The sequence below is a fragment of the Vibrio sp. LB10LO1 genome (assembly GCF_010092875.1).
Lineage (GTDB): Bacteria > Pseudomonadota > Gammaproteobacteria > Enterobacterales > Vibrionaceae > Vibrio > Vibrio campbellii.
Map to the genome: position 1 here is coordinate 1 of NZ_JAADJW010000056.1, position 17,727 is coordinate 17,727.

The following is a 17,727-nucleotide window of genomic DNA, read 5'->3' on the forward strand; positions in this document are numbered from 1 at the left end:
ATTCGGGATTCGGGATTCGGGATTCGGGATTCGGGATTCGGGATTCGGGATTCGGTTCATTTTGTCTTTCTAAGGACAAGTTCTGTCAACATCTTCGAGACCAAACTTCTTGCACTAACCATCCAACAACACCTCTCGGTTCCTAAAGCGAAGCGTCCTCAAATCTGGAAGCGTAGCGTTCTCGATTCTCGAAGGACGAAGTCCGTTCCCTAGCTTTTTCACACATAAAAAAACGGAGCCCAGATGGGCTCCGTTTACTATGAGAACGCTAGTTATAGCATTACTTCTTAGCAAGTTTCTCTTTGATACGAGCAGACTTACCAGAACGCTCACGTAGGTAGTACAACTTGGCACGACGTACTGCACCACGGCGTTTAACTTCGATGCTATCAACGATTGGAGAGTGTGTTTGGAACGTACGCTCAACACCTTCACCGTTAGAGATCTTACGTACAGTGAAAGCAGAGTGAAGACCACGGTTACGGATTGCGATTACAACGCCTTCGAAAGCCTGTAGACGCTCACGGTCACCTTCTTTAACTTTAACCTGAACTACAACAGTGTCACCTGGTGCAAATTTAGGTAGGTCTGATTTCATTTGCTCTTCTTCAAGAGCTTTGATGATGTTACTCATTTTTTAAATTCCTAGAATAAACTGATACTAAATAAATTAGGTTACTTTGCGTTATGTTCACTAATGAACTCAGCAAGTAATTGTTCCTGTTCGTCAGTCAGAGCTAGGTTTTCCAGGAGCTCTGGTCTTCTAAGCCAAGTTCGGCCCAGCGACTGTTTTAGTCGCCATTGACGAATGTCCTTGTGATTGCCTGACATCAGTACCGCTGGTACCTCTTTGTCATCCAATACTTCTGGACGCGTATAGTGAGGGCAATCTAACAAGCCATTTGCAAAAGAATCTTCTTCTGCTGACGCGAAATCCCCTAGTACACCCGGAACAAACCGAGAGACAGAATCGATCAACGTCATGGCTGGTATCTCACCACCCGTCATCACAAAATCACCAATCGACCATTCTTCGTCGACTTCAGATTGAATGATGCGCTCATCTACCCCTTCGTAACGACCACAAATCAGAAGTAAATTCTCATTCGCTGCCAGTTCTTCGACTCCTTTCTGGTCGAGCTTGCGACCTTGAGGAGAAAGGTAAATGACTTTCGTCTTACCCGGTGAGGCTGCTTTCGCGGTATGAATGGCATCGCGCAAAGGCTGAACCATCATTAACATACCAGGACCACCACCGTAAGGTCGGTCATCGACAGTGCGATGTTTGTCGTGAGTGAAATCGCGAGGATTCCAAGTCTCAATTGACAAAAGACCTTTTTTAACCGCTTGACCTGTTACCCCAAAATCAGTAACAGAACGGAACATTTCAGGAAAAAGGCTAATAACGCCAACCCACATGTTTATCTCGCTCTGTAATTTTGGAGATTAGAATCCAGGATCCCAGTCAACTTCGATCCGTTGAGCTTCGCGATCAACTTTGATGATCACTTGCTCTTCAAGGAACGGAATTAATCGTTCCTTCTGCCCGAAAGCATCTTTTAGATTTGCTTTAACAACCAGAACATCGTTTGAGCCAGTTTCTAGAATGTCAGATACGACACCTAGATCGTAACCTTTAGTGGTTACTACTTGCATCCCAAACAATTCACGCCAGTAGAACTCATCTTCTGACAATTCAGGCAGTACCGCAGGGTCAATAGCAATTTCAAAGTTCGTCAGTAAATGCGCGTCTTCGCGAATATCCAGACCTTCCAGCTTAGCCACCATACCTTTGTTATGGCGCTTCCAGCTTTCTACTTTGTACTCAACCCACGTACCCTTTTGGTTAATAAACCAAGGGCTGTAATCGAAAATGCTTTCAGCATTGTCTGTGTAGGAAAAAACTTTAAGCCAACCACGAATGCCGTAAGTAGCACCAAACTTGCCTACAACAATCTTTTCGTTGCTCATTGTTTCTTTACCTTTCATCGACATAAACTAGTTTCTACTTCTAAAGTAAAATTAAGCCGCTTTTTGAGCGTCTTTAACTAGCTTAGCAACGCGGTCAGATAGAGACGCGCCTTGGCCAACCCAGTGGTTAACGCGGTCTAGGTCTAGACGTAGACCTTCTTCTTGACCTTGTGCAGTTGGGTTAAAGAAACCAACTTTCTCGATGAAACGGCCAGTTGCAGCGTTGCGGCTGTCCGCTACTACGATTTGATAAAATGGACGCTTTTTAGCGCCGTGACGTGCCAAACGAATGGTTACCATGTCGTCCTCTTTGCTTTCTCAAAAATAAAATTAACCCCAATAATCGTCCAAAAAGCTGAACAATCTGGGGTCTCGTGCCAAAATAAAGCTCCGGAATTTTACTCTTATCCCGGAGCAATGCAAGGGTTTAGTTACTTTTTCACCAACATAAATTGAAATTCAAGTTTGTGATGTAGCTAACACCCTGAAACTAAAGTCTAGGCAATCGTTTAACGACCAAATGGGTTGAAGCCACCGCCGCCACCCATACCGCCCATCATGCCTTGCATGTTACGCATCATGCCTTTCATGCCGCCCTTCTGCATTTTCTTCATCATCTTCTGCATTTGGGTGAACTGCTTCAGTAGACGGTTAACGTCTTGAACCTGTACACCTGAACCTGCAGCGATACGCTTTTTACGCGAACCTTTGATGATTTCAGGACGTTGACGTTCTTTCATTGTCATTGAGCTGATGATCGCTTCCATTTGCTTGAACATCTTGTCATCGACTTTGTCTTTTACGTCTGATGGTAGCTGAGACATACCTGGTAGCTTGTCTAGCATACCCATCATGCCACCCATGTTTTGCATCTGACCTAGCTGTTCACGGAAGTCTTCAAGGTCAAAACCTTTCTTCTCTTTGAACTTCTTCGCTAGTTTCTCTGCTTTTTCTTGGTCAACATTGCGTTGTAGGTCTTCAATCAGTGACAGTACGTCACCCATGCCTAGAATACGCGATGCAACACGATCAGGGTGGAACGGTTCTAGTGCATCGGTCTTTTCACCCACACCTAGGAATTTGATTGGCTTACCCGTGATATGACGAACCGATAGCGCCGCACCACCACGTGCATCACCATCCACTTTAGTCAGAATCACACCAGTTAGCGGTAGCGCATCACCGAATGCTTTTGCTGTGTTCGCCGCATCTTGACCTGTCATTGCATCAACAACGAACAGCGTCTCAACCGGGTTAATCGCTGAGTGAAGATCTTTAATCTCACCCATCATTTCTTCATCGATAGCCAAACGACCCGCGGTATCGACAATCAATACGTCGTAGAATTTCTTCTTCGCGTGGTCAATTGCTGCGTTAGCAATATCAAGTGGCTTTTGATCTGGTGAAGATGGGAAGAAGTCGACACCGATGTCTGATGCTAGGGTTTCTAGCTGTTTGATCGCCGCAGGACGGTAAACGTCGGCAGACACAACCAAGACTTTCTTCTTATCGCGCTCTTTCAGAAGCTTAGATAGCTTACCTACCGATGTGGTTTTACCCGCACCTTGTAGACCTGCCATCAAAAGTACTGCTGGCGGCTGTGCTGCTAGGTTAAGCGCTTCGTTAGACTCCCCCATTACCGCTTCAAGCTCAGCTTGAACGATCTTGATGAATTCTTGGCCCGGCGTTAGGGATTTAGAAACTTCTACGCCAACCGCTTTTTCTTTAACGCGGTTTACAAATTCACGTACAACAGGAAGCGCAACGTCCGCTTCCAATAGTGCCATGCGTACTTCACGTAGGGTTTCTTTAATGTTGTCTTCGGTCAGACGACCTTTGCCACTGATATTCTTCAGCGTTTTGGATAATCGATCCGTTAAATTCTCAAACATCTTTGTCTCTTCGCTAAAATGGCGATTAATTAGTGTGAGTATACCTTAGCCAACGTCACAGTCATACCCGAATACTGCTCTTATCCTTAACTTGAGGGCTAACTCGTTAATTTCAATATCTCATCTCTCGTGATTGATGAGGCATCGCCCATAGCCCCAAAGAGTAATGCAAGGTATAATTTTCACCATTGTGCACAATAACTCTTAAGATTCATGGATAGCTTAATTGCCATCGCAGCCGCCATTCTTTACGTTTTGGCAATTGCGACCATCATTCCCGGACTCTCTCAGCAGTCTGGAATCAAAGCGAAAACCGTATTTGCCAGCGCGGCATGTGCGTTGGTTTTTCACGCTTGGATTCTGAGTGATCTGATTTTCGACGGTTCAGGACAAAACCTCAGCATTCTTAATGTTGCCTCTTTGATCAGCTTTATTATTTCGCTGGTAATGAGTGTGGCGATGCTAAAGAACCGCCTATGGTTCCTTCTTCCTGTGGTTTATAGCTTTGCTGCCATCAATTTAACTGCTGCTACGTTCTTACCAAGCACCTTTATTAAGCATTTAGAAAACGACCCTAAGCTACTTATTCACATTTCTTTTGCGTTGTTCTCCTACGCGACTTTAACCATTGGTGCGCTTTACGCACTGCAATTGGCGTGGCTCGATCACAAGCTTAAAGCGAAGAAGTCATTAGCAATCAACCCGAACTTGCCACCTTTAATGATGGTTGAGCGCCAACTGTTCAAGATTATCTTGATTGGTAATTTGCTACTGACAGGCACCCTATTGACTGGCTTTGTCTTCGTGCAAGACATGTTTGCCCAGGGTAAAGCACACAAAGGCATTCTTTCTTTCATCGCTTGGATTGTGTACTCGATTCTGCTTTGGGGACACTACCAGAAAGGCTGGCGTGGTAAGAAGGTTACCTGGTTTGCCGTTGCGGGAGCGACATTGTTAACCTTGGCATACTTCGGTAGTCGCTTTGTGAAAGAGATCATTTTAAGTTGATGTTCTCCATCTATAAAATTGCTATTAATAAGGAGCCTTGTGCTCCTTATCCTTTATATTGATGGGCAAATAAAATAGAGTACCCCTTATTCCATTGACTTAATGGCCAAGCTCGGTCATAAATTAACCAAACACATACAAGGAACAGCAGCGTTTTGGACGACATATCTACGGGTATCTTATTTGCGCTACTCGCGTGTCTTATCGTCATATCAGGTTACTTCTCCGGTTCAGAAACAGGGATGATGTCTTTGAACCGCTACCGCTTAAAGCACTTAGCCAATAATGGGCATAAAGGGGCCAAGCGAGTCGAAAAACTACTAGACCGCCCAGATCGCCTGATTGGTCTCATCCTTATCGGCAACAACCTCGTGAATATCCTAGCCTCTGCCATCGCAACCATTCTTGGTATGCGTTTGTATGGTGATTTAGGTGTCGCGATAGCAACAGGTGCACTCACCATGGTTGTCTTGGTGTTTGCCGAAGTCACGCCGAAAACCATCGCATCGCTTTACCCAGAGCGTGTTTCTTACGCTAGTAGTATCCTTCTTACTATTCTGATGAAGATACTGTCACCACTGGTGATGCTGGTGAACTTCATTACCAACGGCTTTATTCGTTTGATTGGCGTGAAAGCGGATCACACCACTGAAGATCACTTAAGCTCAGAAGAACTGCGTACCGTGGTCAACGAAGCGGGTGGCCTTATTCCTCGTCGCCACCAAGACATGCTGGTTTCGATTCTGGATCTGGAGCACGTCACCGTGAACGACATCATGGTGCCACGTAATGAGATCACGGGGATCGACATCAATGACGATTGGAAATCTATCGTCCGTCAGCTGACTCACTCTCCACACGGTCGTATTGTGCTGTATCGTGATCAGATTGATGAAGTGGTTGGCATGCTGCGCCTTCGTGAAGCGTACCGCTTGATGCTAGAAAAGAACGAATTCAACAAGGAAACGCTACTGCGTGCTGCCGATGAGGTGTATTACATCCCAGAGGGCACACCTCTGAACGTGCAAATGTTGAAGTTTCAACGCAACAAACAGCGTATCGGCTTGATTGTCGATGAGTATGGCGACATTAACGGCCTAGTGACGTTGGAAGATATCTTGGAAGAGATCGTTGGCGAATTTACCACTTCTATCGCACCAAGTTTATCGGAAGAAATTACTCCGCAAGGTGATGGCAGCTTCTTGATTGAAGGCAGCGCCAACATTCGTGATATCAACAAAGGCTTGAAGTGGAAACTACCAACCGACGGCCCACGAACTTTGAATGGTCTGATTCTGGAGCATTTAGAAGATATTCCAGAAAGCCACTTAAGCGTTCAAGTCGCTGGGCATCCAATGGAAATTGTCGATATTGAAGAGAACCGAATCAAGCTGGTGAAGGTGTATCCAAAGCTGAAAAAGAGCAGTTAAGTACACCACTTCCAATATTCCAATCAACAAAAAAGAGCCTGACATTGTCAGGCTCTTTTGTTTTCAGCTGTCGAAACTAAAAGCTAAGTTAGTCGATACGTAGCTCTTTCAACATTGACTCTGGCAGTGCCAATTCATCATTCTTATTCACCGCCACACCCGCTTCTAGAATGTTCTTCGCGATTTGCTTAGCTTCATCCAGAGAGTGCATCGCTGCTGTACCACATTGGTATTCGTTCAGCTCAGGGATCTTGTTTTGGTTTTCTACTTTTAGTACGTCTTCCATCGCGGCAATCCAAGCGTCAGCCACTTGCTGCTCTGAAGGCGTACCAATCAAGCTCATGTAGAAACCAGTACGGCAACCCATTGGTGAGATATCAATGATCTCAACGCTGTCACCATTTAGGTGATTACGCATAAAGCCTGCGTACAAGTGCTCTAATGTATGAATTCCTTTCTCAGAAAGGATGTCTTTGTTTGGAGCAGTGAAACGTAGGTCGAATACCGTGATGGTGTCTCCTTTTGGAGTTTGCATCGTTTTAGCCACACGAACCGCTGGTGCATTCATGCGCGTGTGGTCTACGGTAAAGCTGTCTAATAAAGGCATTACATCTCTCCTGATTGTAATCACCAACACTCTCAAGTATTGGTCGTTATTTTTTGTTCATTCCCTCACCTAAAAGTCAATTAGATGAGCTAAAAGAACCAGCCGCTGTTGTCTTCTAATTCCTGACGACATTGTTTCAGCTGCCAGCCATATGTCTTTGCGGTTTGCTCTACGCGTCTTGCAACCTTAATCAAGCTTGGTTTGCTGTTATAAGTTCCACGTTTGTAACCGCCACGCCCCTCGTGATAGGCAAGGTACTGGTTGTAAGGATCCCACAACGAGATGCCCAATTGGCGACGAGTTTCATGGGTATACCAACCGACAAACATCATGGAGTCGTCAAAGTTAGTACGTGAACCGCCTTGTCCCGTTGCATCTTGGAAATCATCCCAAGCAGGATCTTGAGCCTGGGCATAGCCGTATGCGCTGCTTACACGCCCCCATGGAATAAAGCCAAGAATATAATCTTTTGGTGGTCGAGCGTCGTGGCGAAAGCTACTTTCTTGCTTAATGATCGCCATGGCCACGTTGATTGGCGTGCCCCACTCTTCTTCCATATCTTTGGCATCTTCATACCAACCAGATTTTTCTCGGAATATTTCACATAGGTTGTCTTGTTGCTTTGGGGGCGCAGTCGCACAACCGGCTAACATCACGCTCCCAAGCACAGACACGACTAACGGCTTAATGTCCAATCCCTGTCCTTACTACTGATTATTGTTTTAGGTAAGCAAAGTAATCTTCTAAGAAATCATCGAAGGATAACGTGTCACTTTGCTCTGCTTGTTTTTGCTTCTCTACCGATGTCGCAACTTCCGTTTCCATAGCGTCAGCTGAATATTGCTCATAGCTGTGTGCTAGGTTTTCTTCACGGAACTTCATACCAAGCGCACAACCCACTTTACCTAAACCGCCGTGCTCTTTTGTTAATTCAAGCAGTTGGCCAGAAATGGTCAGCTCTGGTTCATCAATCCAAGATTCTAGTTTGTCGCAAACCGCTTGGTACGCATTACCACCAGCCGCACTATCCATTTCAACCGCAATCTGGCGAAGATCAGCGAACACTCGGTGTGCCCAATCTTGCAGAGATAGACGCTCGCCTTGGCAACCGATTTGCAGCATCAAGCCTTTCTCACGACCAGAGACAATCACCTTGTTCCAGTTGTCACGCCAGCATTCAAGCTCACAGTTGTCCATTGGGTCTGAGTCAGAAAGCGCTGCCCACGTTAGGAATAAATCAAGGAAGCGTACTTGCTCTTCACTCACGCCAACGGCACTGAATGGGTTCACATCTAACGAGCGAACTTCAATGTATTCCACACCGCCACGCTGCAAGGCTTCAGAAGGTTTTTCACCGCTCTTCGTTACGCGCTTCGGACGAATTGGGGCGTAAAGTTCATTCTCAATTTGCAGAATGTTTGAGTTCAGCTGACGGTACTCACCATCCACTTTCACGCCAATCTCAGCAAACTCTTCGGATGGACGTCGAATCGCGTCACTTAAACCATCAAGATACTGGTCGATAGAATTAAAGCCAATCTTAAGCACGCTTTGAGCGCTGTTGGTGTAACCGAGATCACTTAGACGCAGAGAGGTCGCTTTTGGTAGGAATAAAGTCCCGCCAATTTTTTCAAATGGTAGATCGGTTTCACGACCTTGAATGAACGAGCCACACAGTGCCGGTGACGCACCAAAGAAGTACGGGATCATCCAGCCAAAGCGGTAGTAGTTGCGAATCAGCGCAAAGTACGCGTCTGATTTCGTGTCTTGGCGTGCTTCTTCATCTTGTTCACCATGCAAGGCGTCCCAAAATGACTCAGGGAAAGAGAAATTAAAATGCACGCCCGAGATAATTTGCATCAAGCTACCGTAACGGCGTTTTAGGCCCTCACGGTAAAGCGTTTTCATTTTAGCTGAGTTTGATGAGCCATATTGAGCGAGCTGAATATCATCCTCGCTACCCACGTAACATGGCATTGAAAGTGGCCACATTTTCTCTTCACCCATTTTGGTTTGCGTGAAGTGATGAATGTCTTTCAACTGCCCCATTAATTCAGGGATCTCGTGTGATACTGGCGTAATGAATTCCAGTAGGGACTCAGAAAAGTCGGTCGTGATCCATTTGTTTGTGAACGCTGAGCCCAAACCCTCTGGGTGAGGTGTTGTTGCTAGGTGTCCATCCTGACGATAGCGCAAAGTTTCTCGCTCAACACCGCGTCCAAACTGCTTAAATACTTCTGGGTTTGATGCAACTTGTTTTAGTCGCGCAGCAAAATCAGTCAAAATGAGGTTCGCTTATATTGGGAGCAGGACACTCGCCAAGCGTGGCAAGTGAAAGCTAAGTTATTGATATATAATCCATCTAGATAAATAACCCATCAAAAAGTCATTTATCTAGTTAGAAACGAATAGCGGAGAGTCTCCTCTCCGCTATTAAATGTGTACTCTATCGAATGATTTCAAGCTCTTCCACGTCTTTCCCTAACTTTTCTAGTTGAGGGCGAAGGGATTTCGCATCCCCGACAACGACTATCTGATAGTCATTCGGGTCAAACCATTTTTCAGCTAGAGCGTTGAGCGTCTGCTTATCGACAGTCTCAACAATAGCGTTGCGTTGCTGTAAGTAATCTTTATCTAGGTTGTATTTCAAAATATCACTGATGAGTTTGCCTTTCTGTGTTGGCGTCTCGTATTTCAGTGCATCTTTTTGACCGACCGCTTGGCGCATAAATTTCAATTCATCGTCAGTCATGCCCGATTGTGAGAACTCGTTCAGCTCATTCTCCATCTCGATGATAGACGCAACCGTTGAATCTGCACGCACTTGCGCTGTAAAGACAACAGAACCTGTTTCTACGTTGCCGGAGAAATAACCATAGGCACCATAAGTGTAGCCTTTGTCTTCGCGAAGGTTTTGGTTGATACGGCTATTAAAGTTACCCGCTAAGTTAAAGTTTGCCAGCTGTCCCAAGTAGAAATCACCCGTAGCATCGTAAGGCATACCTTGACGAACCATCATGACGACACTCTGTGGTGCGCCTGGCTTATCAACCAAATGTACTTTTTGCGAACCCAATGGCGCGATAGCTTGTGGCGCATACAATGGTGCTGCTTCGTCTTCCCAGTTCGCCCAGAAAGACAACTGCTTCTCTACATCCGCTTTATTGATATCACCAACCGCAATGATCTGGGCACTTTGTGGCGTGTAGTGCTTCGAATAGAAGTCACGCACATCATCCAGCGTCAGAGCCTTCAATCCTGCTTTGGTGCCATCTTTTGGACGCGCAAAGATAGAATCGCCATACAGCACTTGGCGACTTGCCTGCGATGCCATCCAGCTTGGTTTTTGATGTTCATACACCAAACCTTCTAGTGCTTGAGCTTTTACGCGGTCGAAGTCTTCTTGCTTAAATGCTGGCGATAGCAACATTTCTTCGACAATCTTTAGCGTTGGCGCTAGGTTTTTCTCCAGAGAAGAAACGCTGATGTCTGTGGTGTACCCCGTCGCATCAACAGCAATCACACTGCCTAACTTGTCCAGCTCTGCTTGAATTTCTTCAGCTGAATGTTTTGTCGTGCCTTCTTGCAGCATCGCCGCGGTCAACTGAGCAAGACCCTCTTTACCTTTCTCAACGAAGCGTGTCCCTGCTGGCAAGCTAAACTGCATGGTCACGGTTGGTGTCTCGCTGCTCATGGTCCCCAGTAACTCAGAGCCATTCTTGAAGTGGATGTCGTACAACTTCGGCATGGTTGCTTCTACTGGGGCACCAACAGGCGGCTGCACAGAGCGATCGAAGTTATCCGTCGCTCGACGGTACGCCAATTGGTCATCAGTAATCTTTTCGTACTCTGGCAAAGTACGCTTTGGTGTCACAAACGTCGCAGGTTTTACCGCAAGTTCGGTCTTACCACGTGGCACAACGCTCAGCGTTACCTTGTTCTTACCTTGAATGAAATCACTGTATGCTTTCTCTACGGATTCAGGCGTCACCGCACGAAGCTGTTCAAGTTGCCCTTCAATCAGATCCGGTTTACCAAAGAACGTTTGATTCGACGCCAGTTGCGTTACTTTACCTTTCACACTTTCTAGAGCAAAAATCGCATCAGCTTCCGTTTTGCCTTTCAATTGTTCAAGGCGATCTTTGGTTACGCCGCCTTTGGCAAACTTATCAAGCGATGCCATCAACTCATCATACAACTTAGTAAGATCGCCTTTGTCACCAGAGTCTCCCATCGCGTAGACATAGAAGTTACACGACAGCTCAGCACAATCATGGAACGATCCTGCATCGACTGCTTTCTGGGTTTTAACTAAGTCTTGATAAAGCACACTGTTAGTGCCACTACCTAGTACACTTGATAGCGTATCTAGCGACGCTTGATTTGCTTCACCGTTGTAGGTTGTCGGCCATGCCACCATGACCATAGGTTGCTGAATACGGTCTTCTAAGGTGATGAATTTGCTTTCTGCTAGTTTCGCAGGCTGCTTAGGTGCATTTTCCACTTCAGGACCACGAGGGATAGAGCCGAAGTATTTATTCACCCACGCCAGCGTTTGTTCAACATCGATATCGCCACCAATGGTCAATACCGCGTTGTTTGGACCATACCAACGTAGGAAGAAAGCTTTCAGATCGTTCACATCAACGCGATCAAGATCTTCAACATAACCGATGGTCTGCCATGAATATGGGTGGCCTTCAGGGTACAGCGCTTCAGCCATACGTTCCCACATCAAACCATACGGACGGTTATCGTAACGTTGGGCACGTTCGTTCTTCACAGTAGAGCGTTGGATCTCAAACTTACGCTGTGATACCGCATCCAACAAGAAGCCCATACGATCCGACTCTAACCACAGCATTTTCTCTAGCTGGTTAGCTGGTACGGTTTCGAAGTAGTTAGTGCGGTCACGGTTAGTGGTGCCGTTCAGTGTGCCACCCGCTTCCGTAATAATTTTGAAGTGCTCTTGATCACCCACATTCTCTGAGCCTTGGAACATCATGTGCTCAAAGAAATGAGCGAAACCTGACTTACCAATTTCTTCACGCGCTGAACCTACGTGGTAAGTCACATCAACGTGAACCAATGGGTCTGAGTCTTCTGGTGCCAGAATCACCGTAAGGCCGTTATCGAGTTGATATTTCTGGTATGGGATTTTCACTTTGCCTTCTTCCGCTTTCGATGACTCGACGAAAGTAACTCCATCAGGCAGTGATGATACAGGGGAGTTTGATGCACAGCCCGTGATCACTAATAGTGAGCACGCGCTTACCCAAAACATTCTCATGCGCTTTCCTTAAAATAAACCGAGATAGATGGCGGCCAACAAGCTATACCTTGCGGCTTTGCCTAAAAATATAAGAACCAAACACGGCAGAAATTTCATCCTTAACCATCCTGCCGCTAAACATAGCGGGTCACCAATCACTGGTAACCAGCTAAAAAACAATCCCCAATACCCATATTTGGATAACCACTTCAATGCGGTATGAGCGTGCTTCTCATCTTGGGTTTTATTTGGAATCCACAACCCAAGCCAATAGTTAGTAAGACCGCCAAGGGTATTACCAATGGTGGCAACAATAATGATGGAAGAAACTGAGTATTGGTTTAACGATAAGGTGGCAATCAATCCAGCCTCAGAGCCACCAGGTAATAAAGTGGCGCTGAGAAAGCCTGTCATGAACAACACCCATAATGCGGAGTCAGAAAACCAGAGTGCTAAGTTTTCAAAGGCAGCATTAAATGCCTCTAACATGTCATATCAAGCAAGACCTTGCCTCGCGTCCGCCCCGACTCAACTTGTTTGTGAGCGTCAACAACCTCATTCATCGGATAAACCTGCTGTATTTCAGTTTTCAGCAATCCAACCCCAACCATGTAAAGTAGGGTATCTAATTGCTCACGTTCAGGCTCGACTAACATACCGCTGGCTTCAAAACCCAATAGTTTAGCTTTTTCACAAATCAGCTCTGCGGTAATGGTAGGCACCGTAATGACACGAGCGTTATCAGTCAGACATTTGAGGGCATCTAAAGCAGCATCGCCACCAACAAGATCAATCAAAACATCCACATCTTCAACACGTTCTGACACTGGGGCAAATTGATAGTTCACTGCGTGAGCGCCAAGTGTGGCGAGGTAGTCTAAATTTCGTTCACTACAAGTGGTAAACACTTCTGCTTTCGTCGCTACTGCAATTTGTACCGCTATATGACCAACACCACCCGCACCAGCAAGAATTAAAACGCGGTCACCTTCCGTCACATTGGCTTTGCTTAAGGCTTGAGCCGCCGTTTGCCCAGCTAAGGGTAGCGCCGCTGCTGCTTCTAATATCACGGTATTCGGTACATGACTCAGCTCCGATTCGGGAACACAAACATATTGACTATAGCCACCACCTCGAACTGGGAAGCCAATAAACCCGGCCACCTCATCACCTTCATTAAAGCGCGATGTCCCCTCTCCACATGACTCGACTTTGCCAGAGATGTCATAACCGGGAACCCAAGGTAAGTTATCTTTGTTTTGCGCGGCAGCCCAGCCGAGTCCTGCTCGTGTTTTGACATCAATAGGATTGACGCCTGAATAAGCCACTTTAACGAGGATTTCCCCTGCTTGAGGCGTCGGCGTTGACGCAGTTTGAATTGCAAGAACTTCCGCATTGCCGAACTCGGTAATCGCTATCTGTTTGTGTTCCATAACCCATTCCCTGACAGAAAACAAAAAGGGATGCGAAAAGCATCCCTTTGACTATAAACCATTTTGTTTGCCGAAGTTAATCGCCAATTTGTAAATTGGTGGATAATTCTCTGTCATTGATTATCAACCAATTTACTCAGGATTACTGACTACCCTACGAGTGCCAGCAAGATACCTGCCGCCACAGCCGAACCTAGTACGCCAGCTACATTTGGTCCCATTGCGTGCATCAGTAGGAAGTTTTGCGGGTTCGCTTCTAGGCCAACCTTGTTCACAACACGTGCCGCCATTGGTACCGCAGAAACCCCTGCCGCACCGATAAGTGGGTTGATGTCTTCTTTCGAGAACTTGTTCAGGAGCTTCGCCATCAGAACACCTGCACCAGTACCGATACTGAAAGCTACTGCACCTAACCCTAAGATACCTAGCGTTTCTATATTCAAGAACTGTTCGGCTTGTAGCTTAGAGCCAACCCCAAGACCCAAGAAGATGGTCACGATGTTGATCAGCTCGTTTTGCGCCGTTTTAGATAAGCGATCCACGACGCCTGCTTCACGCATCAAGTTACCCAAGCAGAACATACCAACCAAAGGCGTTGCCGAAGGTAAGAACAGAATCGTCATTAGTAGTACAGCAAGTGGGAACAATACTTTCTCCCATTTGCCCACGTGACGAAGCTGAGCCATCTTGATTTGACGCTCTTCTTTGGTTGTTAGAGCTTTCATGATTGGCGGCTGAATGATCGGCACCAAAGCCATGTAGCTGTATGCTGCAACTGCAATCGCGCCTAGCAAATCCGGAGACAGTTTACTCGCTAAGAAGATTGCCGTCGGGCCATCTGCACCACCGATGATCGCGATAGACGATGCATCCGCCATAGAGAACTCCATACCCGGTACATAGTTCAGTAAGATCGCGCCAAATAGCGTCGCAAAAATACCAAACTGTGCCGCAGCACCCAGCCACAAGGTCTTCGGGTTTGCAATCAAAGCACCAAAGTCTGTCATTGCACCTACACCCATAAAGATCAGCAGCGGGAATACACCCGATTCAATCCCGATGTAGTAGACGTAGTACAGCAAACCGCCCGGATCGGTAAAGCCAGCGTTGGGAATGTTCGCTAAGATGGCACCAAAGCCAATTGGTAATAACAGTAAGGGCTCAAAGCCTTTTTTAATCGCTAAAAACAGCAAGGCACAGCCAACCAGCATCATACAGATTTGGCCAAACTCAAAGTTAGCGATCCCTGTTTCTGACCATAGGGTCATCAATCCGTCCATGATACTCCCTTACGCTAGACTCAACAGTGGCGAACCAACCGTAACGGCATCACCTTCTTTCACGTTCAGTTCTTGAACTACCCCACCACGTGCTGCACGAACTTCAGTTTCCATCTTCATCGCTTCTAAGATAAGGAGAACGTCACCTTCCACAACTTCAGCACCCGGTTGAACATTGACTTTAAAGATGTTGCCCGCAAGAGGGGCTGGCACCGCTTCAGCGGCACTATTTGCAGGTGCACTCGGCGCTGCAGGTTGAGCAGGTACAGTTGCTGCATTTGGCGTCACAGAAGTTAATTGACCTTGAGGGCCTACCTCCACTGCATACACTTGGCCATCAACGCGCACGCTGTAAGTTTCAACGCCACCAGATACAGGTTGTGCTGCTGGTGCAGCAGCAGGCTTCGCAGCTTCTAGCGTTGGGGCTGGTTCAAAGGCATCTGGATTACCACGATTTTTCAGGAATTTCAGGCCAACTTGAGGGAACAGCGCGTAAGTAAGCACGTCATCAACACGTTCACTTGCGAGCTTAATACCTTCAGATTGCGCTTTCTCCATCAAATCAACCGTTAAGGTTTCCATTTCCGCTTCAAGCAAATCTGCAGGGCGGCATGTAATTGCTTCTTTGCCATCCAGCACTTTTGCTTGAAGTGCTGTATTAACAGGAGCAGGCGCTGCACCGTATTCACCTTTAAGAACACCCGCTGTTTCTTTGGTGATGCTCTTATAACGCTCACCTGTCAGCACGTTGATTACCGCTTGAGTACCAACGATCTGAGACGTCGGTGTTACCAACGGGATAAAACCAAGATCTTCACGTACACGAGGGATCTCTTCCAGTACCTCATCAATACGATCCGCAGCACCTTGCTCTTTTAGTTGACCTTCCATGTTGGTCAACATGCCACCCGGAACTTGAGCGATCAAAATGCGTGAATCCACACCTTTTAGCTGACCTTCCCACTTGGCGTATTTCTTACGTACTTCACGGAAGTAAGCCGCGATAGGCTCGATTTGGTCGAGTTTCAGATTAGTATCACGCTCTGTGCCTTGCAGCATCGCAACCACTGTCTCAGTAGGCGTATGGCCGTATGTACAACTCATAGACGAAATCGCAGTATCAAGAATATCGATACCCGCTTCCACCGCTTTCACTGCAGTCGCCGTAGAAAGCCCTGTGGTTGCATGGCAGTGAAGCGCAAGAGGCACATCACAAGATGCTTTGATACGCGTGATCAGCTCTTCTGCTTCGTACGGCTTAAGTAGGCCAGACATGTCTTTAATACACAGAGAGTGGCAACCCAGATCTTCAAGGCGTTTAGCCAGATCAACCCAAGTATCCGTGTTATGCACCGGACTGGTGGTGTAAGACAAGGTACCTTGTGCGTGAGCACCGACATCTACTGCAGCTTTCACCGCTTTTTGGAAGTTACGTACGTCATTCATTGCATCAAAGATGCGGAACACGTCCATACCATTGGCATGAGCACGCTCAACAAACTTCTCTACTACGTCGTCAGCATAATGACGGTATCCTAAAAGGTTTTGACCACGTAGTAGCATTTGCATTGGTGTGTTTGGCATCGCTTTTTTTAATTCGCGTAGGCGCTCCCATGGGTCTTCTCCCAAGAAACGGATACACGCATCAAATGTTGCGCCACCCCAGGTCTCTAAAGACCAGTAACCAACCTTATCTAACTCAGCTGCGATAGGCAGCATATCTTCGATACGCATACGCGTAGCAAACAGGGATTGATGGGCGTCACGAAGGACCACATCAGTGATAGCGAGTGGTTTAGACATGCTCTTAAACTCCTTTTTAATCCTATCTTTCGGCTACTTCGCGACAGAGGCGCGATGTTTATGAATCGCAGCCGAGATCGCCGCCACTACTTGTGGACTAACAGCAGAAGAGGTTGGTTGAATGTTGGTATTTGTTTTCGGTGCTGCGATCGGCGCAGGTACTTCTTCCGGTACCAATTTCGACAATAGCCGAACGAGATAAACTAGAATGGTGAGGAAAATAAATACGACCGCCATCCCTGTTAGCATCAGGGTGGCCGCATCTACTAGCAGGCTTCCTATATTCGTCATGTTGCTTCCTTTCTTTGTCATCCTGACAATGTGCAGGACTCTAATAGCGTCAAATCCCGACCAATGGATTATCTCGATTGGTTAAATTTTGTCAATTTTGTTTAAGGAAGCTTTTAAATAATCTCTAATATTGATTATTTATTCACTACCCAGATCACAAATTACACTAAAATTCACTTCGCTAGTGGGTTCGCTCAACATATAACCACACTAAATTAAAGTGTTTATGAAAACTGCGATTGGGATTTCAAAATGAAAAGAGTCTTTAGGAAGAAAGTAAAATAAAAACAGAAAGATAGATTAAATTAACACAACACAAACACACCGATAACAAAAGTTAAACATCGATGATTTCGTTAATGTTTATCGGGAGCTATTGGTAGCGGTTCATCAGTCAGGCGATAGAGAACACAAACAGAAGCTTCGGAGTGACTATTTAAGCGAAGCAATGCCATTGGATAAAAGAGTCCAGAATCATACGCCGAAACAGGATCTCAAAGGGGTAGGTAGCGCTAAAACGGTTGAAAGGTGTTGAATCTCATAGCCAAATATCAGATACAAAAAAGCCTCGCATAAGCGAGGCTTTTTCTAAAGAGTGGCGCGTCCTGGAGGATTCGAACCTCCGACCGCCTGGTTCGTAGCCAGGTACTCTATCCAGCTGAGCTAAGGACGCACAGGTTTCGACATCGGTATTCCCAATATCAGGATATCTACAAAAGAAACCCTAAAGAGTGGCGCGT

Annotated in this window: 16 protein-coding genes and 1 tRNA gene; 2 read left to right on the forward strand and 15 right to left on the reverse strand. The window is 46.3% G+C overall.

What is annotated here, in order from left to right:
- Positions 1-280: 280 nt before the first annotated feature.
- From rplS to ffh, 5 genes are all read right to left on the reverse strand, one after another.
- Complete coding sequence (rplS, locus tag GXP65_RS23710) at positions 281-634, reverse strand: 50S ribosomal protein L19 (protein ID WP_005379971.1); 354 nt, start codon at positions 632-634, stop codon at positions 281-283.
- A gap of 41 nt (positions 635-675) precedes the next feature.
- Positions 676-1,419: a tRNA (guanosine(37)-N1)-methyltransferase TrmD gene (gene trmD, locus GXP65_RS23715; protein WP_162093869.1), complete on the reverse strand. Its 744-nt coding sequence runs from the start codon at positions 1,417-1,419 to the stop codon at positions 676-678.
- A gap of 27 nt (positions 1,420-1,446) precedes the next feature.
- The gene (rimM, locus tag GXP65_RS23720; protein ID WP_005534055.1) at positions 1,447-1,995 is read right to left on the reverse strand and encodes a ribosome maturation factor RimM; all 549 of its coding nucleotides are present in this window, start codon (positions 1,993-1,995) and stop codon (positions 1,447-1,449) included.
- 27 nt (positions 1,996-2,022) lie between these two features.
- Positions 2,023-2,271 carry a 30S ribosomal protein S16 gene (rpsP, locus tag GXP65_RS23725; RefSeq protein WP_004410028.1) on the reverse strand — a complete coding sequence of 83 codons (249 nt, stop codon included), beginning with the start codon at positions 2,269-2,271 and terminating at the stop codon, positions 2,023-2,025.
- A 209-nt stretch (positions 2,272-2,480) separates the two neighbouring features.
- On the reverse strand, positions 2,481-3,863 hold the full coding sequence (gene ffh / locus GXP65_RS23730) for a signal recognition particle protein (RefSeq protein ID WP_005462555.1): 1,383 nt from the start codon (positions 3,861-3,863) through the stop codon (positions 2,481-2,483).
- 213 nt (positions 3,864-4,076) lie between these two features.
- On the opposite strand from ffh, the gene GXP65_RS23735 reads away from it, so the two are divergent.
- Positions 4,077-4,871: an inner membrane protein YpjD gene (locus tag GXP65_RS23735; protein WP_005426660.1), complete on the forward strand. Its 795-nt coding sequence runs from the start codon at positions 4,077-4,079 to the stop codon at positions 4,869-4,871.
- Between the two features lie 155 nt (positions 4,872-5,026).
- Positions 5,027-6,301, forward strand: coding sequence for a CNNM domain-containing protein (locus GXP65_RS23740; RefSeq protein WP_005426658.1), 1,275 nt, complete (start codon positions 5,027-5,029; stop codon positions 6,299-6,301).
- Between the two features lie 88 nt (positions 6,302-6,389).
- Here the strand turns inward: GXP65_RS23740 and luxS are convergent, their stop codons facing one another.
- From luxS to GXP65_RS23790, 10 genes are all read right to left on the reverse strand, one after another.
- Positions 6,390-6,908 carry an S-ribosylhomocysteine lyase gene (gene luxS / locus GXP65_RS23745; protein WP_010643243.1) on the reverse strand — a complete coding sequence of 173 codons (519 nt, stop codon included), beginning with the start codon at positions 6,906-6,908 and terminating at the stop codon, positions 6,390-6,392.
- Between the two features lie 89 nt (positions 6,909-6,997).
- Complete coding sequence (locus GXP65_RS23750) at positions 6,998-7,603, reverse strand: hypothetical protein (protein ID WP_005438049.1); 606 nt, start codon at positions 7,601-7,603, stop codon at positions 6,998-7,000.
- 19 nt (positions 7,604-7,622) lie between these two features.
- Entirely contained in the window at positions 7,623-9,191 is a 1,569-nt protein-coding gene (gshA, locus tag GXP65_RS23755) for a glutamate--cysteine ligase (RefSeq protein WP_050912914.1), read from the reverse strand.
- A 163-nt stretch (positions 9,192-9,354) separates the two neighbouring features.
- The gene (locus GXP65_RS23760; RefSeq protein ID WP_162093870.1) at positions 9,355-12,198 is read right to left on the reverse strand and encodes a pitrilysin family protein; all 2,844 of its coding nucleotides are present in this window, start codon (positions 12,196-12,198) and stop codon (positions 9,355-9,357) included.
- Between the two features lie 9 nt (positions 12,199-12,207).
- Positions 12,208-12,669 (reverse strand): YqaA family protein, encoded by a 462-nt coding sequence (locus GXP65_RS23765; protein WP_005426648.1) that lies wholly within the window; start codon positions 12,667-12,669, stop codon positions 12,208-12,210.
- On the reverse strand, positions 12,663-13,613 hold the full coding sequence (locus tag GXP65_RS23770; RefSeq protein ID WP_162093871.1) for an NADP-dependent oxidoreductase: 951 nt from the start codon (positions 13,611-13,613) through the stop codon (positions 12,663-12,665). Before GXP65_RS23770 ends, GXP65_RS23765 begins: the two co-directional genes overlap by 7 nt.
- A 149-nt stretch (positions 13,614-13,762) precedes the next feature.
- A complete protein-coding gene (locus GXP65_RS23775) occupies positions 13,763-14,893 on the reverse strand; it encodes a sodium ion-translocating decarboxylase subunit beta (protein WP_005426644.1) in 1,131 nt (376 codons plus the stop codon).
- Positions 14,894-14,902: 9 nt separating this feature from the next.
- On the reverse strand, positions 14,903-16,696 hold the full coding sequence (gene oadA / locus GXP65_RS23780; RefSeq protein WP_162093872.1) for a sodium-extruding oxaloacetate decarboxylase subunit alpha: 1,794 nt from the start codon (positions 16,694-16,696) through the stop codon (positions 14,903-14,905).
- 33 nt (positions 16,697-16,729) lie between these two features.
- The gene (locus tag GXP65_RS23785; protein ID WP_005426641.1) at positions 16,730-16,987 is read right to left on the reverse strand and encodes an oxaloacetate decarboxylase subunit gamma; all 258 of its coding nucleotides are present in this window, start codon (positions 16,985-16,987) and stop codon (positions 16,730-16,732) included.
- 596 nt (positions 16,988-17,583) lie between these two features.
- A tRNA-Arg gene (locus tag GXP65_RS23790) sits at positions 17,584-17,660 on the reverse strand.
- Positions 17,661-17,727 lie beyond the last annotated feature (67 nt).